Raw genomic sequence first — 22,918 nt, forward strand, 5'->3', positions numbered from 1 at the left:
TGCCGCGTGCAGGCTTTTTTTACGCCGTTTCCTCAGGCACAAACGCAAGGATGGCAATGCCGATCACAAATAACAAAATCAGGCTGAACACGGCCGCTGACGAATTTCCGGTCAGCTGAGCGGTCACGGCAATCAAAAGCGGGCCGATAATCGAAGCGAACTTGCCGAAGATATTATAAAAGCCGAAAAACTCATTGGCGTGCTGTTTGGGGACAAGCTTGGCAAAGTAAGAGCGGCTCAGCGCCTGAATACCGCCTTGGGAAGTGGCGACAAGCATAGCCAAAACCCAGAAATCAAAAGCGGAATCCATAAAATAAGCATACGTGCAGACAATCATATACACGCCGATGCCGGCATAAAGCATTGTTTTTCCCTTAAACCGTTCGGCCAGCCGCCCGTACAAAATTGAAAAAGGGGCGGCGACGACCTGAGTGACAAATAAAACAATCAGCAGATTTGCCGCGCTGATACCGAGGTCAGCCCCGTATGACGTGGACATCGTAATGATGGTGCCGACCCCGTCGATGTAGAAGAAATAGGCGAGCAGAAACAAAAACAGCGCCCGGTGCTTCCTGATCTGCTTCAGCGTGCCGGCCAGCCGTATAAAACTGCTGATCACAAGCCGCGGCTCCCTCTCGATATAATAGCGCTGGCGGATGCGGAGAAGGAGCGGAATCGAAAACAGCCCCCACCATGCCGCCGTAATTAAAAAGGCAATGCGGCCCGCAGTCTGGGCGGACAGCGGAATCACCTCCGCTTGTGCTGACAGAATCACGGCAATGCTCAGGAGAAAAGGGATTGTACTGCCGATATAGCCCAGTCCAAACCCCCTGGCGGACACCATATTCATCCGCTCCTTTGCGGCCACATCAACGAGAAACGCATCATAAAACACATTAGATCCGGCAAAGCCGATCGTGGAAATCGTATAACAAATTAATAACAGCATCCAAGATTCGCCGGGAATCAAAGCCAGCGCGGCGGTGCCCGCCACACCGATCAGAAAAAAGAAGGCAAAAAACCGTTTCTTGCATCCTTTGTAGTCGGCAATCGTTCCTAAGACGGGGCTGAGCATCGCCAAAATAAAAGTCGCGGCGGCAATCGTATAGCCCAAATAAGCGGTGGAATCAGCTGCGCTGACGCCGTTTTCCGCCGCCGCCGCTTTAAAAAACAAGGGGAACACCGACGTCATAATAATGACCGAATAAGCTGAATTGGCCCAATCATACAGCATCCAGCTGCTTTCTTCTTTCGAAAACCGTTTCATCACACACGCTCCTTCCCAAAAACCGGTTCTCTGCATTATATGCGCCTCTGCCTCATCGTTGGACAATGATTTCTGAACGGCGTTTTCTGATTGACCTGGAGATATTGACCTGGTACAAAAAGGATGTACAATCAAGGTGTAGCAGGTAAATGGTCAGGCGGGAGGGAGACGGAATTGAAGATTGCGAAAGTCATTAATAATAATGTCGTCAGTGTGCTCAAAGAAGGCAATCAGGAATTGGTCATCATGGGCCGGGGCATTGCTTTTCAAAAGAAAACGGGAGATCCGGCAGATGAAGCCCGCATTGAGAAAGTGCTCACCCTCGATAACAAAGATGTATCCGAAGTTCAAAACCCTTTTGTATGATATTCCGATCGAGTGTATGGAAGTATCCGAGGAGATTATCAGCTATGCGAAATTACAGCTTGGCAAAAAGCTCAACGACAGCATCTATGTGTCGCTGACCGACCATATTAACTTTGCCATTCAGCGCAATAAGAAAGGGCTGGATATCAAAAACGCCTTGCTGTGGGAAACGAAGCGGCTCTACAAAGACGAATTTGCAATCGGCAAACAAGCGTTGGCCATGGTGAAAAACAAGACTGGCGTGTCTCTGCCGGAGGATGAAGCAGGTTTTATTGCGCTGCATATTGTAAATGCCGAGCTGAATGAGGAGATGCCCAATATCATCAGCATTACAAAAGTCATGCAAGAGATTTTGAGTATCGTAAAATACCATTTTAAGATTGAATTCAACGAAGAATCGCTTCACTATTATCGGTTTGTCACCCACTTAAAGTTTTTCGCGCAGCGTCTTTTTAACGGCACACATCGACTTTTTGCTGGAGAAAAATACCGCCGGGCGTATGAATGCACGAAGAAAATCCAAACTTGCATTGAGAGGGCGTATGAGCACAAGCTCACCAGTGACGAGCTGCTGTATTTAACGATTCACATAGAAAGGGTAGTCAAACAAGCATAATGAAAGCGTTGGCATTATTGTTCTTGGATTCATTTTTTCTTACATTCACATATGATCTTGTTAGGATTGTTGCTGATAAGCATGCAAAACCTAAATTACAATGAGCGCGGATCATTTCTGTTTGTGCTGATGGTAATTTAGGTTTTTTTAAGATTCGTTATTATCATTATTCTGACCGATGTTCCCTTTTAACAGAATCATGTATGATCGATAAAGAAATTGCTCTCAAAGAAAGGGGAATGCCGACATGTTTTATCGTATGAAACGAGTGCTGCTCATTCTTGTCACTGGATTGTTTTTGAGTTTGTGTGCGATCACTTCTGCTGCATCAGCTCAAACAGGCGGATCGTTTTTTGAACCTTTTAACAGCTATAACTCCGGTTTCTGGCAAAAAGCAAATGGTTACTCCAATGGAGATATGTTTAACTGCACTTGGCGTGCAAATAACGTATCTGTGACGTCATCAGGTGAAATGCGTTTGGCGCTGACAAGCCCGTCTTATAACAAGTTTGACTGCGGGGAGAACCGCTCCGCTCAAACCTATGGCTATGGACTTTATGAAGTCAGAATGAAACCGGCTAAAAACACGGGGATCGTTTCATCGTTCTTCACTTATACAGGTCCAACGGATGGTACCCCTTGGGATGAGATTGATATCGAATTTTTAGGAAAAGACACGACAAAGGTTCAATTTAATTATTATACAAATGGCGCGGGAAACCATGAGAAGGTTGCGGATCTCGGATTTGACGCGGCCAATGCCTATCATACGTATGCGTTCGATTGGCAGCCGAACTCTATTAAATGGTATGTCGATGGGCAATTAAAACATACTGCGACAAGCCAAATCCCGACAACACCGGGAAAGATCATGATGAACTTGTGGAATGGGATAGGTGTCGATGACTGGCTCGGTTCCTACAATGGTGTAAATCCGCTATACGCTCATTATGACTGGGTGCGCTATACAAAAAAATAATGTACAGAAAAGGATTTCCGCCAGCGGAAATCCTTTTTTAATTAAAACGAAATAATCCCAATCAAAAGCGCCGCAATGGTCATTACAATCGTTGTTCCCACGGCCCATTTAATAGTGAATTTTTGATGGTCGCCAAAGCTGACGCCTGCCATTCCGACCAATAGATAGGTGGAAGGCACAAGCGGGCTGAGCAGATGCACCGGCTGTCCCAGCAAGGAGGCCCTTCCGATTTCAGCGGCATCTATTCCGTAAGCGGAAGCGGCTTCGGCGATGATGGGAAGGACACCGAAGTAAAAGGCGTCATTCGACATGAAAAAGGTGAAAGGCATGCTGGCAATCGCCGTGATCAACGGCAGATGCGGACCCATGGCATCAGGGATGAGGGAAACGAGAGAATGCGCCATCGCATCGACCATTTTTGTGCCTGAGAGAATGCCTGTAAATATGCCTGCCGCAAACACCATTGAGACAACGTTTAACGCATTACCCGCATGCGCCGAAATCCGTTTCTGCTGCTCTTTGACATTTGGATAGTTGATCATCAAGGCGATGGCGAACGCGATCATAAAAAGAACAGGGATGGGAAGCAGGCTGGTGATCAGCGCGGCCATCAGAGCGACAGTCAGCAGCAGGTTAAACCACTGGAGAGCGGGACGCTTCAGCGGCGCCGCCTCCGGATCAGAAGACGGCGCGTGTTCAATCGAAATGATGCCGAGACGCTTCCGTTCTTTTTTTCCAAGGAGATAAGCAACGGCGATCACCCAGAGAACGCCGGCGATCATAGCGGGAATCAGCGGCGTAAAAACTTCTGACGTGTCCAATTTCAAGGAAGCCAAAACCCTCGCCGTCGGTCCGCCCCACGGAATAATATTCATGACGCCCGAACCGAGCATCGCAATCCCCGCCAGCACCAAACGGTTCATGCCGAGCCGTTTGTAAAGGGGCAGCATTGCCGCAATCGTAATCATATACGTTGTTGTCCCATCTCCGTCCAGCGAAATGGTCATCGTCAGAACCGCTGTGCCTACGGCGATTTTTAACGGATCTCCTTTGACAAACGATAAGATTTTGGCAATGAGAGGATCAAACAGGCCTGAGTCGATCATAATGCCGAAATACAGGATGGCGAATAACAGCATAATCCCGGTAGGAGCGAGGTCTGTAACACCCTGAATCATCATCCCGCCAAGATCTTTGCCAAATCCGCTGATCAGGGCAAACATAACAGGAACGACAATCAAAGCAATAAGTGCGGAAAGCCGGTTAGACATAATAAGGTACATAAAAACAATCATCATCACAAAACCGAGTATGGCAAGCATGATATGACCTCCCCTGTTCAACAGCTGTTTTGTAAGCGCTTTCACATTTTGTTTCTGTGAAAATGGCTTATTTCAAAATGTGTATGACCGCATACGTAAATACAGACCTAAAATCCTAATGAGCGGATCAGCAGTTTATTTGAAGAACGCCGCGGGTAAATGTGCTGTAGAATGTTTCGTTTTAGAAGGGGGAACTGACATGAGTGATGATCAAAACAAACGAGTAAATGAACACTCAAAGGACGAACAGCTGGAGCAGTACCGATCTGATAACAGCGGCAAAAAAATGACGACCAATCAGGGGCTTCGCGTGTCTGAGGATGAGCATTCTTTAAAAGCGGGCGTCCGCGGCCCCACGCTGATGGAGGATTTTCATTTTCGTGAAAAAATGACGCACTTTGACCACGAGCGGATTCCGGAACGGGTTGTTCATGCACGCGGGTACGGCGTTCATGGGCATTTTCAGGTGTACGAACCGATGACGGAATATACACGGGCGAAATTTTTGCAGGACCCGTCTGTCAAAACACCTGTTTTCGTCCGTTTCTCAACAGTGGCAGGCTCCAAGGGGTCAGCCGACACCGTCCGTGACGCCAGGGGATTTGCGACGAAGTTTTATACTGAAGAAGGGAACTATGACCTCGTCGGAAACAATATTCCGGTGTTCTTCATTCAGGACGCGATCAAATTCCCGGATCTCGTTCACGCCATAAAACCGGAACCGCACAATGAAATGCCGCAGGCTGCGACGGCTCATGATACGTTCTGGGATTTTGTCGCAAACAATCCTGAATCCGCGCACATGGTCATGTGGACGATGTCTGACCGCGGCATCACGCGAAGCTATCGGATGATGGAGGGCTTCGGTGTGCATACGTTCCGTTTCGTCAACGAGAAAGGAAAAGCGCGCTTTGTCAAATTCCACTGGAAACCCGTGCTCGGCGTTCATTCCCTCGTATGGGATGAAGCGCAGAAAATTGCCGGGAAAGATCCCGATTTCAACCGCCGCGACCTGTGGGAAACGATTGAAAACGGCGGCAAAGTCGAGTATGAGCTCGGTGTTCAGATGATTGACGAAGAAGATGAATTTAAGTTTGATTTCGATATCCTTGATCCGACGAAGCTGTGGCCGGAGGAGTTGGTTCCCGTCAAGCTGATCGGAAAAATGACCCTCGACCGCAATCAGGACAATGTCTTTGCGGAAACGGAACAGGTCGCCTTTCACCCGGGAAATGTCGTGCCGGGCATTGATTTCACCAATGATCCGCTTCTTCAAGGCCGGCTTTTCTCTTATACAGATACACAGCTCATCCGTCTTGGCGGGCCGAATTTTCACGAGATTCCGATCAATCGGCCGGTCTGCCCGTTCCATAACAACCAATACGACGGCTATCACCGGATGACGATTAATAAGGGCCCTGTCGCCTATCATAAAAATTCCCTGCAGAACAATGATCCGTCGCCGGCCTCAGAAGAAGAAGGCGGATACGTTCATTACCAGGAAAAAGTAGAAGGCAGAAAAATCCGCCAGCGCAGTGAGAGCTTCAATGACTATTTTTCTCAGGCCAAGATGTTCTGGAACAGCATGTCTCCCGCCGAGAAAGAACATATCATCTCCGCGTTCTGTTTTGAAGTCGGAAAAGTGAACAGCAAGGATGTGCAGCAGCAGGTGGTTGATGTCTTCAGTCACGTCGACGCCGGTCTTGCCGAGCGTGTTGCGAAAGGAATCGGGGTGAACCCGCCGCCGAAGGACCGTGAATCTGATGAAACGTTCACTTCCCCGGCCTTAAGCCAGGAAAACACGGTGAAGACGGCAGCGACAAGGCAGGTTGCGGTTTTAACCGACCACGGGTTTTCTGATGAGAAAGTCAAACAAGTGCTTGACGCGTGCAAACAGGCGGGAGTCAGAGCCGATATCATCAGTCCTGTGCTTGGAACCGTCAAGGGAGAAAACGGCACGGAGCTCGAAGCGTCAGCCACGTTCCTGACAGCGGATTCCGTCCTGTACGACGCTGTTTTCATTCCGGGCGGAAAACAAAGCACAGACAGCCTCAAAGCCCAAAAATCGGCCAGAGACTTCGTCAACGAAGCTTTCAGCCATTACAAAGCGATCGGCGCCTCCGGTGAAGGAAAAGAACTTCTCGCCCTCGCCGCCGGAACCGAAAGCGGCCCCGGTCTTGTTCCGGACGGAAACCATGAACAATTTCTGAAAGCCGTGGCTGAGCATCGGCATTGGGACAGAAACATATAAGAATGAAAAAGCGCCTTTTTATGAGAGGGGCGCTTTTTTCTTGTGAAAGAATATTGAGAGAAAACGAAATTGCTTCCGTGCAAATCCGTACCTTCCGCTGTCCGGGACAGTCAGGGCATTGCATTATTTAAAGCAGGCGGGTTGATGAAATAATATGTTTCACCCTCTTTGGTTTACTTCCGCTCTGTGTTTGTGTATCTTAGGGATAGATTTTCTGGAGGAGCGATTGATAGTGAAGCCGTTTACCGAAAAACAACTCGAAGAATATTACCGGCGTGACGAAAACATGATGATTTTGGTGTTTGCCCAATGGTGCGTCAATCATGACCTTGATCCGATGGCCATTTACAGCAAAGCTTACCCCGGACAGCCTTTAAACAAAGAGCTGCGAAAAACGGCTGAAGAGCTTGTCGTGCCGAAGGAGGAATCAGAACCGATTCCTGATCAAACCGTCATCGGCGTTTTGGAGATGTTCGGCAACTCCGATTTGGCGGAAGCCGTTTATGAAGCCATTGCGCAAAGACCTTCACGGTAAAAGAGGCGTGGATTATCCATGTCTCTTTTTTCATGGAGAAAATGTGAAAGAAGGCCCAGAAACAATTTGCTGATCTGCGCTGTCTATAGAGTGTAAACCGTTTTCAAAAAGGGAACGGTAATGAAAAGGAGGAGTTGTGATGAAAAAAGCATTCAAAATGATGGCGGCCGTGCTCTTAACCGTGCTGACAGCCGCGCCGTTCGGAGGTTTCGCGCCTTCAGCAGAGGCCGCGCAAACCGCAAAGCCCGTCGTCAAAAGCCAGACGTATAAGCATGTAAAGCAGCTGACGTACCCCGAGGTCACAAATACGGGAAATGCATCTTTTGAAAAGAAAATCAATCAGGACTTCAAACGCTATATTGAAAACTCGTACAAAGAATATGTAAAAAACAAAAAAGACGGTGAAAAACAAGGCTACAAAGCGGAATACCAGGCAGATTTCAAGGTGAAGTATAATCAAGGCGGCAAGCTCAGCATTCAGACGGAAAACTACAGTTACACAGGCGGCGCACACGGGCTGACAGCCGTTCAGACCTTTAATTACGACCTGGCCGCAAAAAAACGGGTCACACTCAATGATGTGCTGAATACAAAAACGAAAGCCAACAAAACGAGAGACTATCTTTACGGCTACATTAAGAAACATAACGATCTGTTTGACCAGGACGTCAAAAAACAAGAGATCATCCTCAATAACGAAAGACCTTTCTTCTTTACGAAAAACGGCATTGCCGTTGTGTTCGGACAATATGATCTCGGACCGTACGCGGCAGGAATCCGGGACGTTTTCGTGCCTGCATCCGTCTATCAATAAAAAAAAGCGATATCACTCCAAAACGGAGCGGTATCGCTTTTTTTCTTTTACCAGACAAACAATCCGACAATCGCCGCGCTCAATAAGGAAACGGCAATTCCGCTGACAAGCAGCTTCCAGACGTTTTTCCCGATGATGGCTGATTTTTCACCATCAAGCAGAGATTGATAAGATCCGTAGATCATACCGATGGTGCTGAAGTTTGCGAATGATGTCAGGAATGTCGTAGCCACGGCAATCGTGTGCGGCGGAAGTGATTTCAGCTGCCCTTTCAGATCGGCCATTGCCACAAATTCATTCGTCGCGAGCTTGATGCCCATCAGCTGTGCGACATACATCGCGTCATGTACGCCTAATCCGAGAAGGAAGGCAAACGGACTGAAGATGTATGAGAAAATCTTTTGAATGGTCAAACCGTGCATGAACAGTCCGAGTACGCCGTTTAACGCAGCCGTTAACGCCACATAGCCGATTACCATCGCTAAAATGACAATGACCATGTTCATGCCGACAAGCATACTGTTAGAAATCGTGGAGAAGAAGTCTTTTTTCTCCGCTTTTGAAGGAACGTAAATAATATCATCCTCTTTAGAAACGTCCACGGGATTCAGCATATTGGCGATTAAAAGCGCGTTTAAGCAATTCAGCGGGATGGCTGTAAACACATAAGTGGACGGAACCATCGTCAAGTACGATCCGATGATCGAACCGCTGATGCTGCTCATGCTCATCAGCCCGAATGTCAGAAGCCGATTGTTGCTGACGGCGGCAAGCTGCTGGCGGATGACGGCTAAAGCTTCCGTATTTCCTAAAAACATCATCTGGATGGAGAAAAAGCTCTCCAGCTTCGGCAGACGGGATATTTTAGAAATCACCCAGCCGATTTTATCAATGAGCCACGGCAGAATACCGAAATACGACAGCATATCAAAGAAGGTCACGACGAAGATAATCGGCAGCAATGCGCTGAAGAAAAAATCAACCGTCGGGTTCGCCATGACAGACGGAAAGGCGAACGCAATCCCTTGACTGGCGCAGGAAATCAGCCATGTAAAGAACGCGCCGATCTTCCCGATGACAAAGCCGCCGACTTTTGTCCCTAACATAAACCAAGTAATCAGAAACTCAAAGACGAGGAGCATGACAATCGGACGCCATTTAATCTTCTTCTTGTTGGGAGAGCATAAGAAAACAACAGCCATGACAACAATGAGACCGACAATGTTCAATAAAAAGTACATGTGAGCAACTCCTATAAGGGTATTATGGAAATAAAAAAAGCTCTTATTCGTCACAAATTCCTGAAAGCCAGAAAGTGTGATAAATAAGAGCCAAAAGAAAAGAATAGACTGACAGCATCATATGCTTTTCACTCGTTCAAATTTATGCAAACTTTCTTGTAGTCTAGTCTTTTACGGCACTAGGTAGAAACAATCAGACCATATTACTGATCATATACAAGAATAACGATATTACATGAGATAGCAGTATTTTATCGTTTCAATTTTTGAAAATCAACCTTTTTAGATATTTTCAAAATAATAAATTTATATTATAAATAAAGAAAATAAAGGATGTTCACAAGTAATTGGATAATAAAGGTATAAAAGCCCCCGAAAAATAGTTCCGGTTCATTGTAAAGACGGGATGCAGCTGATAAAATGGATCTGAGGGCACCGCCTTCAAAAGACGGCAGAAAAGGGGTCATTTTCATGATCATTCAGTTCATTCGTTACAGATAATGAGAGGTATAGATAAATAGGTTAAACTTCCAATTTTGCGAGGTTTATTTGTCTATGCCTTTTTCATTTCATCGGAATAACGAATGAATGAGGTGTTTTTATTGACGTCTATAAAAAGAAAACGCGCGGAATTACTGCAATCATGCCAGTCAGTATTCAGGTGTCCGCTATGCAGTTCGGCCATGGCGGTTTCACAATACAAAAGCTTGATGTGCGGACACGGGCATACATTTGATATATCAAAGCAAGGATATGTGAATTTCCTCAATAAATCGGTCAAAACCCGCTATGACAGGCGGCTGTTCGAAGCGAGACGCGCTCTTTTTGACAGCCGGGAATTTTTTGTCCCGGTTCAAAAGGAGATCGCCGCCATCATCAGCCGCATTCAATCTCCGCAAACAACGGCGGCGATATTGGATGCGGGATGCGGAGAAGGTACTCATTTAGCCGCCGTATGCAAATGGCTTCAGCCCGCTTTTTCCGTGACGGGAATCGGCATTGATCTCTCGAAAGAAGGTGTGCTGCATGCCGCAAAGGCCTTCGGGGATCATTTGGTTTTTGCCGTCGCTGATGTGGCGGATGCGCCGTTTGCCGACAGCTGTTTTGATGTCGTGATGTCTGTTTTATCACCTTGGAATTACAAGGAATGCAGCAGGCTTTTACGAAAGGGCGGCACAGTCATTAAAGCGGTGCCGCGGCGTGATTATTTGAAGGAAGTAAGGGAATTCTTCTTCGGAGACAGTCCTCGGCGGAATGACACCGCCGATTCTGCGGCCGGACGATTCCAAGCAGGCTTTCAAACCTTTGAGCGCAAACGGCTGTGTTACACGAAGACCTTATCGCAGCCTGACCTCGAGCGGCTTGTGAAAATGACGCCCTTAACATGGAAATGTACTGATGAAAGCATCCGGCGGTTTATCAGCCGAAAAGCGGCGGATATTACGATAGATATCGATATTTTAATCGGAACCGGTCCTCTGTAAACAGAAAAGACACGCTGATCGCGTGTCTTTTTTTTATTTCCAGACTTCACCGGCAATGCTGACGACATGACGCAGTTTCGCCCATTGCTGTTCTTCTGTGATCAGGTTTCCTTCCTCAGTGGAGGCGAATCCGCATTGCGGGCTGAGGCAAAGCTGATCCAGGCTGACATATTGTGAAGCTTCTTCAATCCGGCGTTTAATCGCGTCCTTGTCTTCAAGTTCGCCATGTTTTGATGTAATCAATCCAAGCACAAGCTGAAGATCAGAGCGTTTGACATAGCGGAGCGGTTCAAAGCCGCCGGAGCGGGAATCATCATATTCCAGGAACAATCCGTCAAGGTCAAGCCCGTCAAAAATCGTTTCAGCCGCTGCATCATAGCCGCCTTCAGCCGTCCATGTGGATTGGAAGTTGCCGCGGCAGATATGCATCGTAACCTTCAGATCGTCAGGGCGGTCCTTGATCGCGTCATTAATGGAAGCGGCAAACAGCTTGCGCAGCTCATCCGGCGTTGTGCCGAAATCTTCAATCTGACGAAGCCCCGCTTCAGATAAGAAAACGGCCCATGCGGTGTCATCAAGCTGAAGGTAGCGGCACCCGGCGTCATAGAAAGCCTGAATCGCTTTTTTATACGCTTTTGACACATCGTGCTGAAATTGTTTGTAATCATTCTGGTAGGCCGCTTTTTCCAATTTTCCGCGGAAAAACAGCATATTCGGACTTGGGATGGTCATTTTCGGAACAGCATCGCCGGCAATGCTGTGCAGGAATTTATAATCTTCGAGCATCGGATGCTGAGAAAAATCAATATCTCCCGTTACTTTAATGCCGCGCGCTTTCGTCTGTACGTTGTGAAACTGAATGCCGCTTTCAGGCGTAAATGCCTCAACCCCGTCTAAATTTTCGAGAAAATCAAAATGCCACCAGGCACGGCGGAATTCGCCGTCAGTCACGACATTGAGGCCGGTTTCTTTCTGCTTTTCCACGCTGCGGATGATTTCTCTGTTTTCGATTTCGCGCAGCTGTTCTGCCGAAATCTCACCCGCCCCTCTTTGCAGGCGGGCTTGCTTCACAGCCGCCGGCCGCAGCAGGCTTCCGACCTGATCCGCGCGAAACGGCGGGTTTTTTCTTAGAAGAGTATGCGATGGTTGTTCTGTGTTTTGCTGTGACATGAACGATTCCTTCTTTCCTGATGAAATATAAAAAAACTCTTCCCTCGGATAGGGAAGAGCTTGCGTCCGCAAATCTCAACCTTATCTTCAGGATTTAGCACCATTCTGCTGAACAGCGGTTGCCGGGTATCATAGGGCCAGTCCCTCCACCTCTCTTGATAAGGAAATATGCTATTTTTCAGAATAAACTGTAATACTCTTAATCTTAGTATGTTTTCTCATATTGTCAATATATTTCGATAAATATTTTTATTTGTCACCCTCAAATAGAATCATATCTATCACGATGGCGATCGCAAGACAAAGAGCAATATCCTCTTCCTTTTCAATCTGCAAATGATAGGAATCGCCCCAGCTCATCCATGATTTGGTGACGGTCATCCGGTTTGATTTTCCGTCTGTCACTTGAAAATTCCGGCCCCACACATCGCCGGTAAGATTCCAGCCGAGTCCGGAAATTTCAAATTTCGGTTTGAAAAACGTGACTTTCTTGATGACTTGGCAGACGGGTTTGCCGCTGACGGAAATCTCGTAACGGGGAACGAGCGACATCAGTTTCTGATTGACGCTGGCGAGCGTGCGGCCGTCCAAATCAGTCAGCTTCAGTTCATCACCGAATGAAAACAGCTTTCCTTCAACATTGTAGACTTCTTTTCCGCTTTCAAGAAACACTTGAAAACGATTCTTAAACGTAAACATTCGCTCTTTGATGTAAAAATGGTACATAAAAAAACTCCTTTTTTATGTTGTACGAAAAAAGGAGGCGGAAGGTTTCATATCGGCCGGGGCATAAAAAAAGGCTGCCGATTTTGCGGCAGCTGTCGTTTTTATGATAGCGGCATCCGGCGTTTTTGACGGATCGCATTTAAATCAATGATGTTATTCGTGTCGGCAGCTGTCACCAGCGGGCTTGTCTTTGGCGTTTTCCGGCGGTTGTCCTTACTGAAAGAGAAAACAAGATACCCTGTCAAAGCAGCGAAAATAAGTAGCATCATTTTACATACCTCCCAAAAAAAGTTTTGGTATTATTATTGTACGAAAAAACAAACGAAAAGTATTCAAACAATTGTCACTTTTTTAAAAAATAACGTCATTTTCCGTAAAAATAACTATGGGTTGAAGAAATTTTGCTCTTGTTGTGGTTCTATAGATTGTATCGGCTGATGAATGATGATCGTTTATATAACTTTGTTACTATTTTTTGACAGTGTCTAATTAACTACTTCGGTGTTTTCGTTTGCCTTGTGTTATTCAGTACCCTAAAAAACCTTATGATATGCAAAATAACTGCTTCTAACAGATGACTGCGAGTTGACAGCGCTTTCTTTATTTTTTTAAAGAAAACGAGATGTTATCTTAAAAAAATCGTTTGAACATTTTCCGCAGTTTTTTAAAAGGGTTTGATTTTGTCTCCAGTACACGCGGGTCTTTTAAGGTTTTTTTCAATTCTTTCGCTACAGTCCCTCTTGCCATAGTCTTCACTCCTTCTTTCCATTTCATACCTTATATACGGAAAGAAAGAAGGAAAGGTTTCATGTGAAAGAAAAAAACCAAAGCAGGGGGCTTTGGTTTTAAGCGCGCTCTTCAAAGAGCCTGGCGATTTCAACAATGACGTTTACCGCCTTTTCCATATGATCGACGGAAATGTATTCATATTTTCCGTGGAAGTTTTGGCCGCCCGTGAAAATGTTCGGTGTCGGCAGTCCCATGTAAGAGAGCTGTGAGCCGTCGGTTCCGCCCCGGATCGGTTCGATAATCGGTTCGATGTCGAGGTTTTTCATGGCTTGATACGCGACATCGACTATCTCTTTGACCGGTTCGATTTTTTCTCTCATGTTGTAATATTGATCACGCAGTTCAAGCTTGATGCTTTCCTTGCCGTATTTGGCCGCCAGCGCATCGGCGGTTTTCTGCATATATTCTTTTCGTTCTGCGAAGCGGTCTCTGTCAAAATCTCTGATGATGTACGACAGGGCGGCTTCAGAAACGTCTCCGTCCATGGAAAGTAAATGATAGAAGCCTTCATACCCTTCCGTATATTCCGGCGCTTCTTCTTTCGGCAGCGCGTGATGAAATTCCATCGCGATTTTTGAAGCGTTGACCATTTTGTTTTTCGCCGTTCCCGGGTGGACGCTTTTTCCGTAACAAGTAAGCTTTGCGGCGGCTGCGTTAAAGCTTTCATATTGCAGTTCGCCGAGGGGGCCTCCGTCTATCGTGTAGGCGAACGCGGCGTTGAAGCGGCCGACATCGAATTTGTGAGGGCCTCTGCCGATTTCTTCATCAGGCGTGAACGCGACCCGGATCGTTCCGTGCTTGATGTCCGGATGTTTGATCAAGTACGCCATTGCCGTCATGATTTCGGCAATGCCCGCTTTGTTGTCGGCTCCGAGCAGCGTCGTGCCGTCTGTTGTAATCAGCGTCTGGCCTTTATAGCGGGAAAGTTCCGGGAATTGCTCAGGCGACAGGACGACATTGAGTTTGTCATTCAGAACGATATCATGCCCGTCGTAGCTTTCAATAATCTGAGGATTCACATTTTTTCCGGTAAAATCGGTCGCGGTATCCACGTGAGCCAGAAAACCGACAGTCGGCACGTCTTTATCCGTATTCGCCGGCAGAGTCGCCATGACGTACCCGTTGTCATCGACTGTAATTTCTGTCATGCCGATCGACTTTAATTCATCTGCCAGCATGTTGGCCAATGTCAGCTGGCCGGGGGTTGAAGGGCAGTTTTCATTGTTTTCGTCAGACTGTGTATCGACTTTTACGTAAGAGGTAAAGCGTTCAATGATTTCATTTTTCATACCGTCATCTCCTTTGTCTTATCTTACCATGCGCGGGGGAGGGATTTCTATTTCACAACCCGTTTGAATCGAGGGCTCTGTTTTTTACGCGAATGAAAATAAATTATGAAGAAACGATGACTAAACGATTAAACTTTTTGGAAATGGATGATTGAGGAAGAAAAAACCGATATAATATGGTCAATTCATTCAATAGGGGAGGCTTTCTTCATGGCGATTTTAGTGACAGGCGGAGCGGGTTATATCGGAAGCCACACATGTGTCGAGCTGTTAAACGGCGGCTATGACATCGTGGTTCTGGATAATCTGTCAAACAGTTCACCGGAAGCATTGGAGCGTGTGAAAGACATTACCGGAAAAGGGCTTGTGTTTTATGAAGCGGATCTCCTTGACCGTGCCGCCGTTCACCGGGTGTTTGCTGAAAATGAGATTGAAGCCGTCATTCATTTTGCGGGATTAAAAGCCGTCGGTGAGTCTGTGGCTGTTCCGCTCCGTTATTATCATAATAATCTGACGGGAACGTTTATTTTATGTGAAGCCATGCAGGCACACGGTGTGAAAAAAATCGTCTTCAGTTCTTCAGCGACGGTTTACGGCGTTCCGGAAACAACGCCGATCACTGAGGATTTTCCTTTAAGCGCCACCAATCCTTACGGGCAGACAAAGCTGATGCTGGAACAGATTTTACGCGATCTGCATAATGCGGACTCTGAATGGAGCATTGCGCTGCTCCGCTACTTTAATCCGTTCGGCGCGCACCCGAGCGGCCGGATCGGAGAAGACCCGAACGGCATCCCGAATAATTTAATGCCGTACGTCGCACAAGTCGCTGTGGGCAAGCTTGAGCGATTGCAGGTGTTCGGCAATGATTATCCGACAAAGGACGGCACCGGCGTGCGGGATTACATCCATGTCGTTGACCTTGCCGAGGGCCATGTCAAAGCGCTCGAAAAGGTGCTGAACACAACGGGCGCCGACGCCTATAATCTCGGCACAGGAAGAGGCTACAGCGTTCTGGAGATGGTCAAGGCGTTTGAAAAAGTATCAGGAAAAGAAGTGCCGTACCGTTTTGCCGACCGGCGCCCGGGAGACATCGCCGCATGCTTCGCAGACCCGGCAAAAGCGAAGGCTGAATTAGGCTGGGAAGCAAAGCGCGGGCTTGAAGAAATGTGCGCCGACTCTTGGAAGTGGCAGTCCTCCAATGTGAACGGGTACCAAAAGGTGTAAAAAGAAAGAGACCTTCAAATGATGAGGGTCTCTTTTGTTATGATGATTATTTAATTTTCACTTCAACATCGTTGCTGAACTTTAATTTCCAAGTGCCTTTAGAGTATGCGTTTTTATCCACTTCAAAAGCTTTTACGTCAGTCACTTTAATGTTCGGGTTCAAGTCACTTAAAATTTTACTGTTGTCTACTTTTGTTTCTGTTGCATAGCTTGAAGAAGCATCAATATCTGAATCATAAGATGTTCCTTTAGAATCTACTAATTTCGCTCTTGGAATGGAGAAAGAGCTTAACGGCTTGTTTGAAACATTTTTAACCGTGTATTGAACAGCTACGATAACGCCGCCGTCAGACGCTTTTTTCTCGACAAATTGAGAGCCTACTGAATCTCTTTTTTCCACTTTCGTAACAGTAACTTCAGTTTTCTCAGTCTTAACAGTGTCACCGATGTTATACAGTTTTTCTTTAGATTCCGCAGCTTTTGAAGACGCAGTTTTAGATGACGAAGAACCGCCTCCGCCGCCGATGTTTACGAGAATGATAATAACCACCACTGCCAGAAGCAATGTGATGATTTTATGTCTCATGAAAAAGTTTCTCTGATCTTTACCGCAGTTTGGGCATTTTTTAACGCCTTTAGCGATTTCTTTGCCGCATGCCTTACAAGACACCAGGTTGCCTGCCATAATATTTCCTCCTATGTAAACTATTTCTTAAAAACTACATACTATAATGCCTGTAAAATAACCTATAGTCAATAATATTTTGAGAAAAAAAGTATTTTAATGATTTTTTAGTCATGTATTTTAAGGTCCTTTTTAGTATCGGCAGATCGTTCGCATTTTCCATAGGTTTAATGAAAAAAGAGTGGTTGAACATGTTCGTGATTTCCCGTATAATCTTGAAAGATAATATAAAAACTGAACATAAAAAACAGTGGTTTTCTAGGGTTCCGCAATGCTGAATTGGTCTGGACCGAGAGAAAACACACAGCAGGTTCCTGCTGTGACACGTTGGGATAAAAGCCCGGGAGTTTCTGCTCTTTTAATGAAGAGTGCTCTCCCGGGCTTTTTTGATTTTATAAAAAAGGGAGTGTCTGGGATGAAAAAGAGATTGCTGGATGTGCTGATGCTGATTATTGGAGCTTTTATCTTTGCTTTGGCCGTTAATTTATTCGCCATTCCGAATGATCTTGGAGAGGGCGGGGTAACGGGAATCACCCTGATCTTGTACTATGTGTTTGAATGGTCGCCCGGGGTGACGAATATCATTTTGAACGGGATTTTATTGATTATCGGATATAAATTTTTAGACGGAAAAACAACGCTTTATACGATCATTACCGTTGTCGCCAACTCACTGTTTCTGCATCTGACGCATGATTGGCACTCGCCTTCACATGAACTCATTATTAATACTATTTTTGCGGGTGTGTTTGCCGGTGTCGGAATCGGGATCATTATTCGAGTCGGTGGCACGACTGCGGGTTCTGCCATTTTGGCGAGGATTGCGAACAAATATCTCGATTGGAATATCAGCTATGCGCTTTTGTTCTTTGATCTGATTGTCGTCTTCAGTTCTTATTTCATCATCGGTGCGGAAAAAATGATGTTTACCATTGTTATGCTGTACATCGGAACGAAGGTGATGGACTTTATCATTGAAGGCCTGAATACGAAAAAAGCGGTGACAATTATATCTGAGCATAAGCACGAAATCGCTGAACAGGTCAACACGCTGATGGACAGAGGGGTTACGCTGCTGTCGGGTAAAGGAAATTACACGGGGCAGTCGAAGGAAATTTTATATATCGTCATCCAGAAACAAGAGCTTTCCATGCTCAAAAAAATTATTAAAAGCTGTGATACAAAAGCGTTTGTCATTGTTCATGATGTGCGTGATGTCTTTGGTGAAGGCTTCGTCGATATCTCTAAATAAAAAGGATCCCTCTGCCGGCGCGGAGGGTTTTTTTCTTATGCCGGCAGAAGCGGTTATATCCGTTTCCCGGGAAATAGCCTGAAAGCTGTTTCTTAAAACGAAGTGGATACAATCGGCCGGACGTTTTATACTGAAAATATGATAGAGCGATAGAAAGGAGCGCATATGAACCCGTTATTGGCAATTTACCCGAGGGCTGTGTTGTCTGATACGTGCTGTACGGCGGAGGATGTCTTTTGCTTTTATGATGAGAAAAGGCGGGTCTATGTCGCCATTCCGAAGGAGGATATCACCCCGAAGGAGAAACTGCTTCTGGAATCATTTTTGACGCCCGCTGAAGAAAAAGGCGTTTTTTTTCCGGAGACGGCGGCAGCAAAGAGGTGGCGGCGTTTTCTGCTGGAAGAAGGTCCGGTGCCTGATGTCAAGGAGCCGCGTGTCCGTTTTATCCATTATGACTTATTGGGAGAACGGGACTGGGGGGCATTCACAGAAGCGCTGCGCCATTTCTGGCCGGTTTCATATACAGTTGTCCGGACGGGGAGGGATCATGGCGTGATTGTGGAGGAAGAAAAGCTGGAAGCGCCAGATTCGGATGACATCGCATCTTTTGTGAAGATTCTCGAAGGCGATTTTTATTTCAGTGTCCGTTTTTTCGTCGGAAGGTATTACTGCAAGGGGGAACGTCTGCGCCTTCATTATCAGAGAGAACAGCAATATTGTCAGATCGGCCGGCGTCATCTCCCGCAGCTGAGCACGCTGACCGCGGAAACGGTATTTCCGGCCATGCTCACGGAGGAAAGCAGAGAAAAGCTCTCAGCCTTGCTTCACGAAGAAGCGGCGCTGCTGTTTCAGAAAGAACCGGAGCTGAAGCATACGATTCAGACTTTTATTGAACATAACTCGAACATGTCGCTCACATCGAAAAAACTGCATTTGCACCGCAACAGTCTTCAATATCGGATTGATAAATTTGCGGAACGCTCAGGTATTGATATTAAGACATATCGGGGCGCCCTGCTGGCTTATTTCATTTGTCTGCAATATGAAAAATCACATTAAATGGGAAATGTGCACGAAGGCAGCGGACTTTTTTTATGAACATTGCCTATATCCGCCGCCGTCTGACGCTGTTACAATCCTATTTAAGAAAGCGTTTACAAATAAAGGGGGATATACATGGCGGAACTTCGGCTCGAGCATATTTATAAGTATTACGATCAAAAAGAAGCGGCTGTCGATGATTTTAACCTTCATATTAAAGATAAAGAGTTTATCGTGTTTGTCGGTCCGTCGGGGTGCGGCAAGTCTACAACTTTGCGGATGGTAGCCGGGCTGGAAGACATTACGAAGGGCGATTTCTATATCGGTGACACGAGAGTGAATGACATCGCTCCTAAAGACAGGGATATCGCCATGGTGTTTCAAAACTATGCGTTATATCCGCACATGACGGTCTATGATAATATCGCATTCGGTTTGAAGCTGAGGAAGATGCCGAAACCGGAGATTAAAAAACGGGTCGAAGAAGCGGCGAAAATGCTGGGGCTCACAGAGTATCTGCACCGCAAACCGAAGGCGCTCTCCGGCGGGCAGCGGCAGCGGGTTGCATTAGGGCGGGCGATTGTCAGGGACGCCAAAGTGTTCTTAATGGATGAGCCGCTGTCAAATCTGGACGCAAAGCTTCGGGTGCAGATGCGGGCAGAAATTATTAAGCTCCACCAAAGGCTGCAAACAACCACAATCTATGTGACGCACGACCAAACAGAAGCACTGACGATGGCGACACGCATCGTAGTCATGAAGGACGGAAAAATTCAGCAGATCGGCACCCCGAAAGAAGTGTATGAACATCCCGAAAACGTATTTGTCGGCGGGTTCATCGGTTCTCCGGCGATGAACTTTTTCAAAGGAAAGCTGACGGACGGCGCCATTCAGATCGGTTCAGCCGCTCTCAGCGTGCCGGAAGGGAAAATGAAAATGCTCCGGGAAAAAGGGTATGCCGGCAAAGATATCATCTTCGGCATCCGCCCGGAAGACATACATGACGAGCTGATTGTGGTAGAATCTTATAAGAATTCATCCATCACAGCTAAAATCAATGTCGCGGAATTGCTTGGGTCAGAAATTATGGTTTATTCCCGGATCGGGGATCAGGATTTTATCGCCCGGATTGACGCCCGCCATGACATTCGTGCCGGTGAGGAATTGACCGTCGCTTTCGACATGAATAAGGCTCACTTTTTTGACAGTGAAACAGAAATCAGAATCCGCTCATAACGCAAAGCCGGACAGCTGGATGTCCGGTTTTTTTGATGTAACAATTTATGACGCATAACCGATATAAATAGTAAATAGAAGACAGAAAGCAGGAAAACGATGAAACGCATGATCATGTGCATGTGCCTTTTGGCTGCCGTGTTTACACTTGCCGCCTGCTCGGGTCATGAGGCAAGCGCCGAACAAAGCATTCCGAAGGCAGAAGCGCACAGCGAAAAAAAGTCCGTAAAGCGGCAAATCAAAAAAGAGCCGGATACGTCCGCCTGGGTTCAAACGAAAGGGACGGCGAGACTGCCGATTCTGATGTATCACAGCATTTCAGAGGGAAACAGCCTGCGTGTGCCGAAGGAAGAATTCCGGCAGCATATGAAGTGGCTTCATGATCACGGCTATTATACGATGACTCCTGAAGAAGCCTATCTGATGCTGACGGAGGATAAGGAGCCGCGTGAAAAATGTGTTCTGATCACATTTGATGACGGCTATACAGACAATGTGAAAGCGGCCTATCCCATTTTAAAGAAATACAAGATGAAAGCGACAATCTTTATGATCGGAAACTTTATCGGGCATAAGAATCATCTGACTGAGAAGCAGATGAAGGAGATGGCCGCCCACGGCATTTCCATTCAGAGCCATACGATGAACCATCTCGAATTGAACGGGCTCACACCGCAGCAGCAGCGACGTGAAATGAAGGACTCTAAGCGTTTATTTGATCAAATGTTCGGGCAGCGGACGTCTATGATCAGCTACCCTGTCGGACGATATAATAAAGAAACATTTAAAGCCGCCGCCTCGTCAGGCTACCGTATGGCGGTCACGACAGAGCCGGGAGCGGCGTCTAGAGATCAGGGGCTTTACGGGCTTCACCGCGTCCGTGTGTCGCCGGGCATGTCCGGCGCGGCATTCGGCTCTTATATTCAAAATGTGATGAAATAACAAAGCCTCCGCATATGCGGAGGCTTTTTTTCAGTTTAATAGAATTGATGAAGCAGCAGAAGGGTGACGCTCACGGTAATCGCTCCGCCGATTCTGGTCGACACTTGGGCGAACGGCATAAGCTCCAGCCGTTCAGCGGCGCTCAAGATCGCGACGTCGCCGGTGCCGCCCTGGCCGGAATGGCAGGCATTAATAACCGCCGTCTCAATCGGGTACAGATTCAGCCATTTTCCGGTCAGAAAACCGACGGCCATCATCGTGACGACGATTGATAAAATGGTAATGATGTTGCTGATCGTAAACGCCGCAATCAGCTTGTCCCACGGTGTCATTGAAACGCCGATCGCAAATAAGAGCGGATAGGTCACGGCTGTCGAGAAAAAGCGCGAGACGCCGAAGGCTCCGTTTTCAATCGAAGCCGGCGCCAGCCTGAACAGCTTAATGAGAACGGCAAGGACGAGCATCACGACTGGAGCCGGAAGCTGAAAGAAATCATGCGCCAGCATGCCGACCAGATAAAGGGAAACCGCTAAAATACCGCCCGAAGCGAAAAAGGACAAATCAAACGTTTTATCATCGGCCGGCTGTTCCAATGCGGGAGCGGAATGATCAGACTTATCAACCTTCCCGTTGCCCGTCCATTCCGGTTTGCGTTTCCCGATGACATTCAGCAAACCCGATAACATAATGGCGCACAGGCTGCCGAGCATGATGGACGGCAGCACAAGCGCAAAGGCGTCTCCCTGGGACATCGGCATAATATCGGAGTAGCCGATGGATAAAGGAATCGCGCCTTCACCGACACCCCCCGCCATAATCGGAACGACGATATAAAGCAGCGTGTGCTGAAAGCCGAGCCCGAGCAGCGTCCCGACGCATAAGCCGACGATGGCGGCCGCGATAGAGCCGGCGATCAGCGGAATAAAAATCTTAACGAAAGCTTTGACGAGCGTCTCTCTTTTCATCCCGAGAATACTGCCGACGACGATACCGGCAATAAATAGATAGAGAAAGTTGGAGCTTTCCGTGAATTCTGTTGTTGAAGTAATAATGTCTTTCGGAAGCAGGTGGTAGTAGACGACAGCGGATGGAATAAAGGTTGCGAGAATCGCAGGGCCGCCGATGGACCGCACGATCGGAATGGATTTTCCGATCTGGCCGAAGGTAAATCCGAAAAAACTCATGACGGCAATTGATGTCAGAATGTCGCTTTTTACATCACGGCTCATGACAAACACCGTAATAAGCAAGAAAAGCAGGATATAGATAGGAAGAGGAATAATGCCGATTCTTATATTCATTGCTCTGGCAAACCAGTTATCAGTCCGTTCCTGTTTTTGGATTGAATCCGTTTGCAATTTTGGTTGAAGTTCTCCCATGCTTGTTCCCCCAGTCGTTATGTAGTGAAAAAATATCCCCATTTAAAGTATACTAAAAAATTTAAATTGTTCATATATTATGAATTTACTAGAGGGCATGCTTTCTTCACATTTTCTTTCTCAAAATGGCGATTTGGCGGGCTTTTTCACCGAGAAAAGCATTTTGTTCGCCACACGAATAAAAAAGAGGTACGATATCAAAGGGACAAATATCCTAGGTGCTGACATAAAATCTCTACAAATCCGACAATAATCAGTCACAATTTCAGCCTGATTTTAGGTATATTGATCTTTTTTTTTGGGCTGA

19 protein-coding genes, 1 pseudogene and 3 riboswitches are annotated in these 22,918 nt (G+C 46.7%); of the genes and pseudogenes, 11 read left to right on the plus strand and 9 right to left on the minus strand.

Features of this window, described 5'->3' with window-relative positions; genetic code table 11:
* Positions 1–19: 19 nt before the first annotated feature.
* Positions 20–1,270: an MFS transporter gene (locus C5I45_RS00985; RefSeq protein WP_107994580.1), complete on the minus strand. Its 1,251-nt coding sequence runs from the start codon at positions 1,268–1,270 to the stop codon at positions 20–22.
* Positions 1,271–1,441: 171 nt separating this feature from the next.
* Here C5I45_RS00985 and licT point away from each other — a divergent pair.
* A pseudogene (licT, locus tag C5I45_RS00990) lies at positions 1,442–2,249 on the plus strand (BglG family transcription antiterminator LicT).
* A gap of 247 nt (positions 2,250–2,496) precedes the next feature.
* Positions 2,497–3,228 carry a beta-glucanase gene (gene bglS / locus C5I45_RS00995; protein WP_003150769.1) on the plus strand — a complete coding sequence of 244 codons (732 nt, stop codon included), beginning with the start codon at positions 2,497–2,499 and terminating at the stop codon, positions 3,226–3,228.
* Positions 3,229–3,269: 41 nt separating this feature from the next.
* Here bglS and citH read toward each other — a convergent pair whose 3' ends face one another.
* Positions 3,270–4,550, minus strand: coding sequence for a citrate transporter CitH (gene citH / locus C5I45_RS01000; protein WP_024085972.1), 1,281 nt, complete (start codon positions 4,548–4,550; stop codon positions 3,270–3,272).
* Between the two features lie 199 nt (positions 4,551–4,749).
* Between citH and C5I45_RS01005 the strand changes: the two genes are divergently transcribed.
* From C5I45_RS01005 to C5I45_RS01015, 3 genes are all read left to right on the plus strand, one after another.
* Entirely contained in the window at positions 4,750–6,801 is a 2,052-nt protein-coding gene (locus tag C5I45_RS01005; RefSeq protein WP_107994173.1) for a catalase, read from the plus strand.
* A gap of 286 nt (positions 6,802–7,087) precedes the next feature.
* Complete coding sequence (locus C5I45_RS01010; protein WP_046376745.1) at positions 7,088–7,336, plus strand: hypothetical protein; 249 nt, start codon at positions 7,088–7,090, stop codon at positions 7,334–7,336.
* Positions 7,337–7,475: 139 nt separating this feature from the next.
* Entirely contained in the window at positions 7,476–8,150 is a 675-nt protein-coding gene (locus C5I45_RS01015) for a DUF3298 and DUF4163 domain-containing protein (RefSeq protein ID WP_003150773.1), read from the plus strand.
* 47 nt (positions 8,151–8,197) lie between these two features.
* On the opposite strand, the gene C5I45_RS01020 is transcribed toward C5I45_RS01015, so the two are convergent.
* Entirely contained in the window at positions 8,198–9,391 is a 1,194-nt protein-coding gene (locus C5I45_RS01020) for a NupC/NupG family nucleoside CNT transporter (RefSeq protein WP_044052787.1), read from the minus strand.
* 139 nt (positions 9,392–9,530) lie between these two features.
* Positions 9,531–9,631: riboswitch (purine riboswitch) on the minus strand.
* Positions 9,632–9,993: 362 nt separating this feature from the next.
* Here C5I45_RS01020 and C5I45_RS01025 point away from each other — a divergent pair.
* Positions 9,994–10,875 carry a methyltransferase domain-containing protein gene (locus C5I45_RS01025; RefSeq protein ID WP_021734073.1) on the plus strand — a complete coding sequence of 294 codons (882 nt, stop codon included), beginning with the start codon at positions 9,994–9,996 and terminating at the stop codon, positions 10,873–10,875.
* Positions 10,876–10,908: 33 nt separating this feature from the next.
* On the opposite strand, the gene C5I45_RS01030 is transcribed toward C5I45_RS01025, so the two are convergent.
* From C5I45_RS01030 to pepT, 4 genes are all read right to left on the minus strand, one after another.
* The gene (locus C5I45_RS01030; RefSeq protein ID WP_107994174.1) at positions 10,909–12,045 is read right to left on the minus strand and encodes a 5-methyltetrahydropteroyltriglutamate--homocysteine S-methyltransferase; all 1,137 of its coding nucleotides are present in this window, start codon (positions 12,043–12,045) and stop codon (positions 10,909–10,911) included.
* A 78-nt stretch (positions 12,046–12,123) separates the two neighbouring features.
* A riboswitch (SAM riboswitch) is annotated at positions 12,124–12,210 on the minus strand.
* Positions 12,211–12,294: 84 nt separating this feature from the next.
* A complete protein-coding gene (locus tag C5I45_RS01035) occupies positions 12,295–12,771 on the minus strand; it encodes an LURP-one-related/scramblase family protein (protein ID WP_003150780.1) in 477 nt (158 codons plus the stop codon).
* Positions 12,772–12,872: 101 nt separating this feature from the next.
* Positions 12,873–13,040 (minus strand): hypothetical protein, encoded by a 168-nt coding sequence (locus C5I45_RS19710; protein WP_003150808.1) that lies wholly within the window; start codon positions 13,038–13,040, stop codon positions 12,873–12,875.
* Positions 13,041–13,616: 576 nt separating this feature from the next.
* Positions 13,617–14,849 (minus strand): peptidase T, encoded by a 1,233-nt coding sequence (gene pepT, locus C5I45_RS01040; protein ID WP_003150810.1) that lies wholly within the window; start codon positions 14,847–14,849, stop codon positions 13,617–13,619.
* A gap of 210 nt (positions 14,850–15,059) precedes the next feature.
* Here pepT and galE point away from each other — a divergent pair, with 210 nt between their 5' ends.
* Positions 15,060–16,076 carry a UDP-glucose 4-epimerase GalE gene (galE, locus tag C5I45_RS01045; protein WP_003150811.1) on the plus strand — a complete coding sequence of 339 codons (1,017 nt, stop codon included), beginning with the start codon at positions 15,060–15,062 and terminating at the stop codon, positions 16,074–16,076.
* Positions 16,077–16,122: 46 nt separating this feature from the next.
* On the opposite strand, the gene C5I45_RS01050 is transcribed toward galE, so the two are convergent.
* Entirely contained in the window at positions 16,123–16,662 is a 540-nt protein-coding gene (locus C5I45_RS01050) for a DUF4352 domain-containing protein (RefSeq protein ID WP_119834765.1), read from the minus strand.
* Positions 16,663–17,008: 346 nt separating this feature from the next.
* Positions 17,009–17,110: riboswitch (guanidine-I (ykkC/yxkD leader) on the plus strand.
* Between the two features lie 66 nt (positions 17,111–17,176).
* Between C5I45_RS01050 and C5I45_RS01055 the strand changes: the two genes are divergently transcribed.
* The 4 genes from C5I45_RS01055 to C5I45_RS01070 all read left to right on the plus strand — a co-directional run bounded on the left by C5I45_RS01055 (position 17,177) and on the right by C5I45_RS01070 (position 21,232).
* Positions 17,177–18,013: a YitT family protein gene (locus C5I45_RS01055; protein ID WP_003150818.1), complete on the plus strand. Its 837-nt coding sequence runs from the start codon at positions 17,177–17,179 to the stop codon at positions 18,011–18,013.
* Between the two features lie 165 nt (positions 18,014–18,178).
* Complete coding sequence (locus tag C5I45_RS01060; protein WP_003150820.1) at positions 18,179–19,072, plus strand: PucR family transcriptional regulator; 894 nt, start codon at positions 18,179–18,181, stop codon at positions 19,070–19,072.
* 117 nt (positions 19,073–19,189) lie between these two features.
* Entirely contained in the window at positions 19,190–20,290 is a 1,101-nt protein-coding gene (locus tag C5I45_RS01065) for an ABC transporter ATP-binding protein (RefSeq protein WP_014306096.1), read from the plus strand.
* A 99-nt stretch (positions 20,291–20,389) separates the two neighbouring features.
* Complete coding sequence (locus C5I45_RS01070) at positions 20,390–21,232, plus strand: polysaccharide deacetylase family protein (RefSeq protein WP_014306095.1); 843 nt, start codon at positions 20,390–20,392, stop codon at positions 21,230–21,232.
* Between the two features lie 35 nt (positions 21,233–21,267).
* On the opposite strand, the gene C5I45_RS01075 is transcribed toward C5I45_RS01070, so the two are convergent.
* Positions 21,268–22,611 (minus strand): citrate/malate transporter CimH, encoded by a 1,344-nt coding sequence (locus C5I45_RS01075; RefSeq protein ID WP_014306094.1) that lies wholly within the window; start codon positions 22,609–22,611, stop codon positions 21,268–21,270.
* Between the last annotated feature and the right edge of the window lie 307 nt (positions 22,612–22,918).

Source organism: Bacillus sp. ZY-1-1 (assembly GCF_003047165.1).
Taxonomy (GTDB): domain Bacteria; phylum Bacillota; class Bacilli; order Bacillales; family Bacillaceae; genus Bacillus; species Bacillus velezensis.

What these genes read in the sequence shown, in the direction of transcription:
- bglS (WP_003150769.1), top strand. Translation starts at nt 2,497, where the DNA reads ATGTTTTATCGTATGAAACGAGTGCTGCTCATTCTTGTCACTGGATTG.
- citH (WP_024085972.1), bottom strand. Translation starts at nt 4,550, where the DNA reads ATGCTTGCCATACTCGGTTTTGTGATGATGATTGTTTTTATGTACCTT.
- C5I45_RS01005 (WP_107994173.1), top strand. Translation starts at nt 4,750, where the DNA reads ATGAGTGATGATCAAAACAAACGAGTAAATGAACACTCAAAGGACGAA.
- C5I45_RS01010 (WP_046376745.1), top strand. Translation starts at nt 7,088, where the DNA reads ATGATGATTTTGGTGTTTGCCCAATGGTGCGTCAATCATGACCTTGAT.
- C5I45_RS01015 (WP_003150773.1), top strand. Translation starts at nt 7,476, where the DNA reads ATGAAAAAAGCATTCAAAATGATGGCGGCCGTGCTCTTAACCGTGCTG.
- C5I45_RS01020 (WP_044052787.1), bottom strand. Translation starts at nt 9,391, where the DNA reads ATGTACTTTTTATTGAACATTGTCGGTCTCATTGTTGTCATGGCTGTT.
- C5I45_RS01030 (WP_107994174.1), bottom strand. Translation starts at nt 12,045, where the DNA reads ATGTCACAGCAAAACACAGAACAACCATCGCATACTCTTCTAAGAAAA.
- C5I45_RS01035 (WP_003150780.1), bottom strand. Translation starts at nt 12,771, where the DNA reads ATGTACCATTTTTACATCAAAGAGCGAATGTTTACGTTTAAGAATCGT.
- C5I45_RS19710 (WP_003150808.1), bottom strand. Translation starts at nt 13,040, where the DNA reads ATGATGCTACTTATTTTCGCTGCTTTGACAGGGTATCTTGTTTTCTCT.
- pepT (WP_003150810.1), bottom strand. Translation starts at nt 14,849, where the DNA reads ATGAAAAATGAAATCATTGAACGCTTTACCTCTTACGTAAAAGTCGAT.
- galE (WP_003150811.1), top strand. Translation starts at nt 15,060, where the DNA reads ATGGCGATTTTAGTGACAGGCGGAGCGGGTTATATCGGAAGCCACACA.
- C5I45_RS01050 (WP_119834765.1), bottom strand. Translation starts at nt 16,662, where the DNA reads ATGAGACATAAAATCATCACATTGCTTCTGGCAGTGGTGGTTATTATC.
- C5I45_RS01055 (WP_003150818.1), top strand. Translation starts at nt 17,177, where the DNA reads ATGAAAAAGAGATTGCTGGATGTGCTGATGCTGATTATTGGAGCTTTT.
- C5I45_RS01060 (WP_003150820.1), top strand. Translation starts at nt 18,179, where the DNA reads ATGAACCCGTTATTGGCAATTTACCCGAGGGCTGTGTTGTCTGATACG.
- C5I45_RS01065 (WP_014306096.1), top strand. Translation starts at nt 19,190, where the DNA reads ATGGCGGAACTTCGGCTCGAGCATATTTATAAGTATTACGATCAAAAA.
- C5I45_RS01070 (WP_014306095.1), top strand. Translation starts at nt 20,390, where the DNA reads ATGAAACGCATGATCATGTGCATGTGCCTTTTGGCTGCCGTGTTTACA.
- C5I45_RS01075 (WP_014306094.1), bottom strand. Translation starts at nt 22,611, where the DNA reads ATGGGAGAACTTCAACCAAAATTGCAAACGGATTCAATCCAAAAACAG.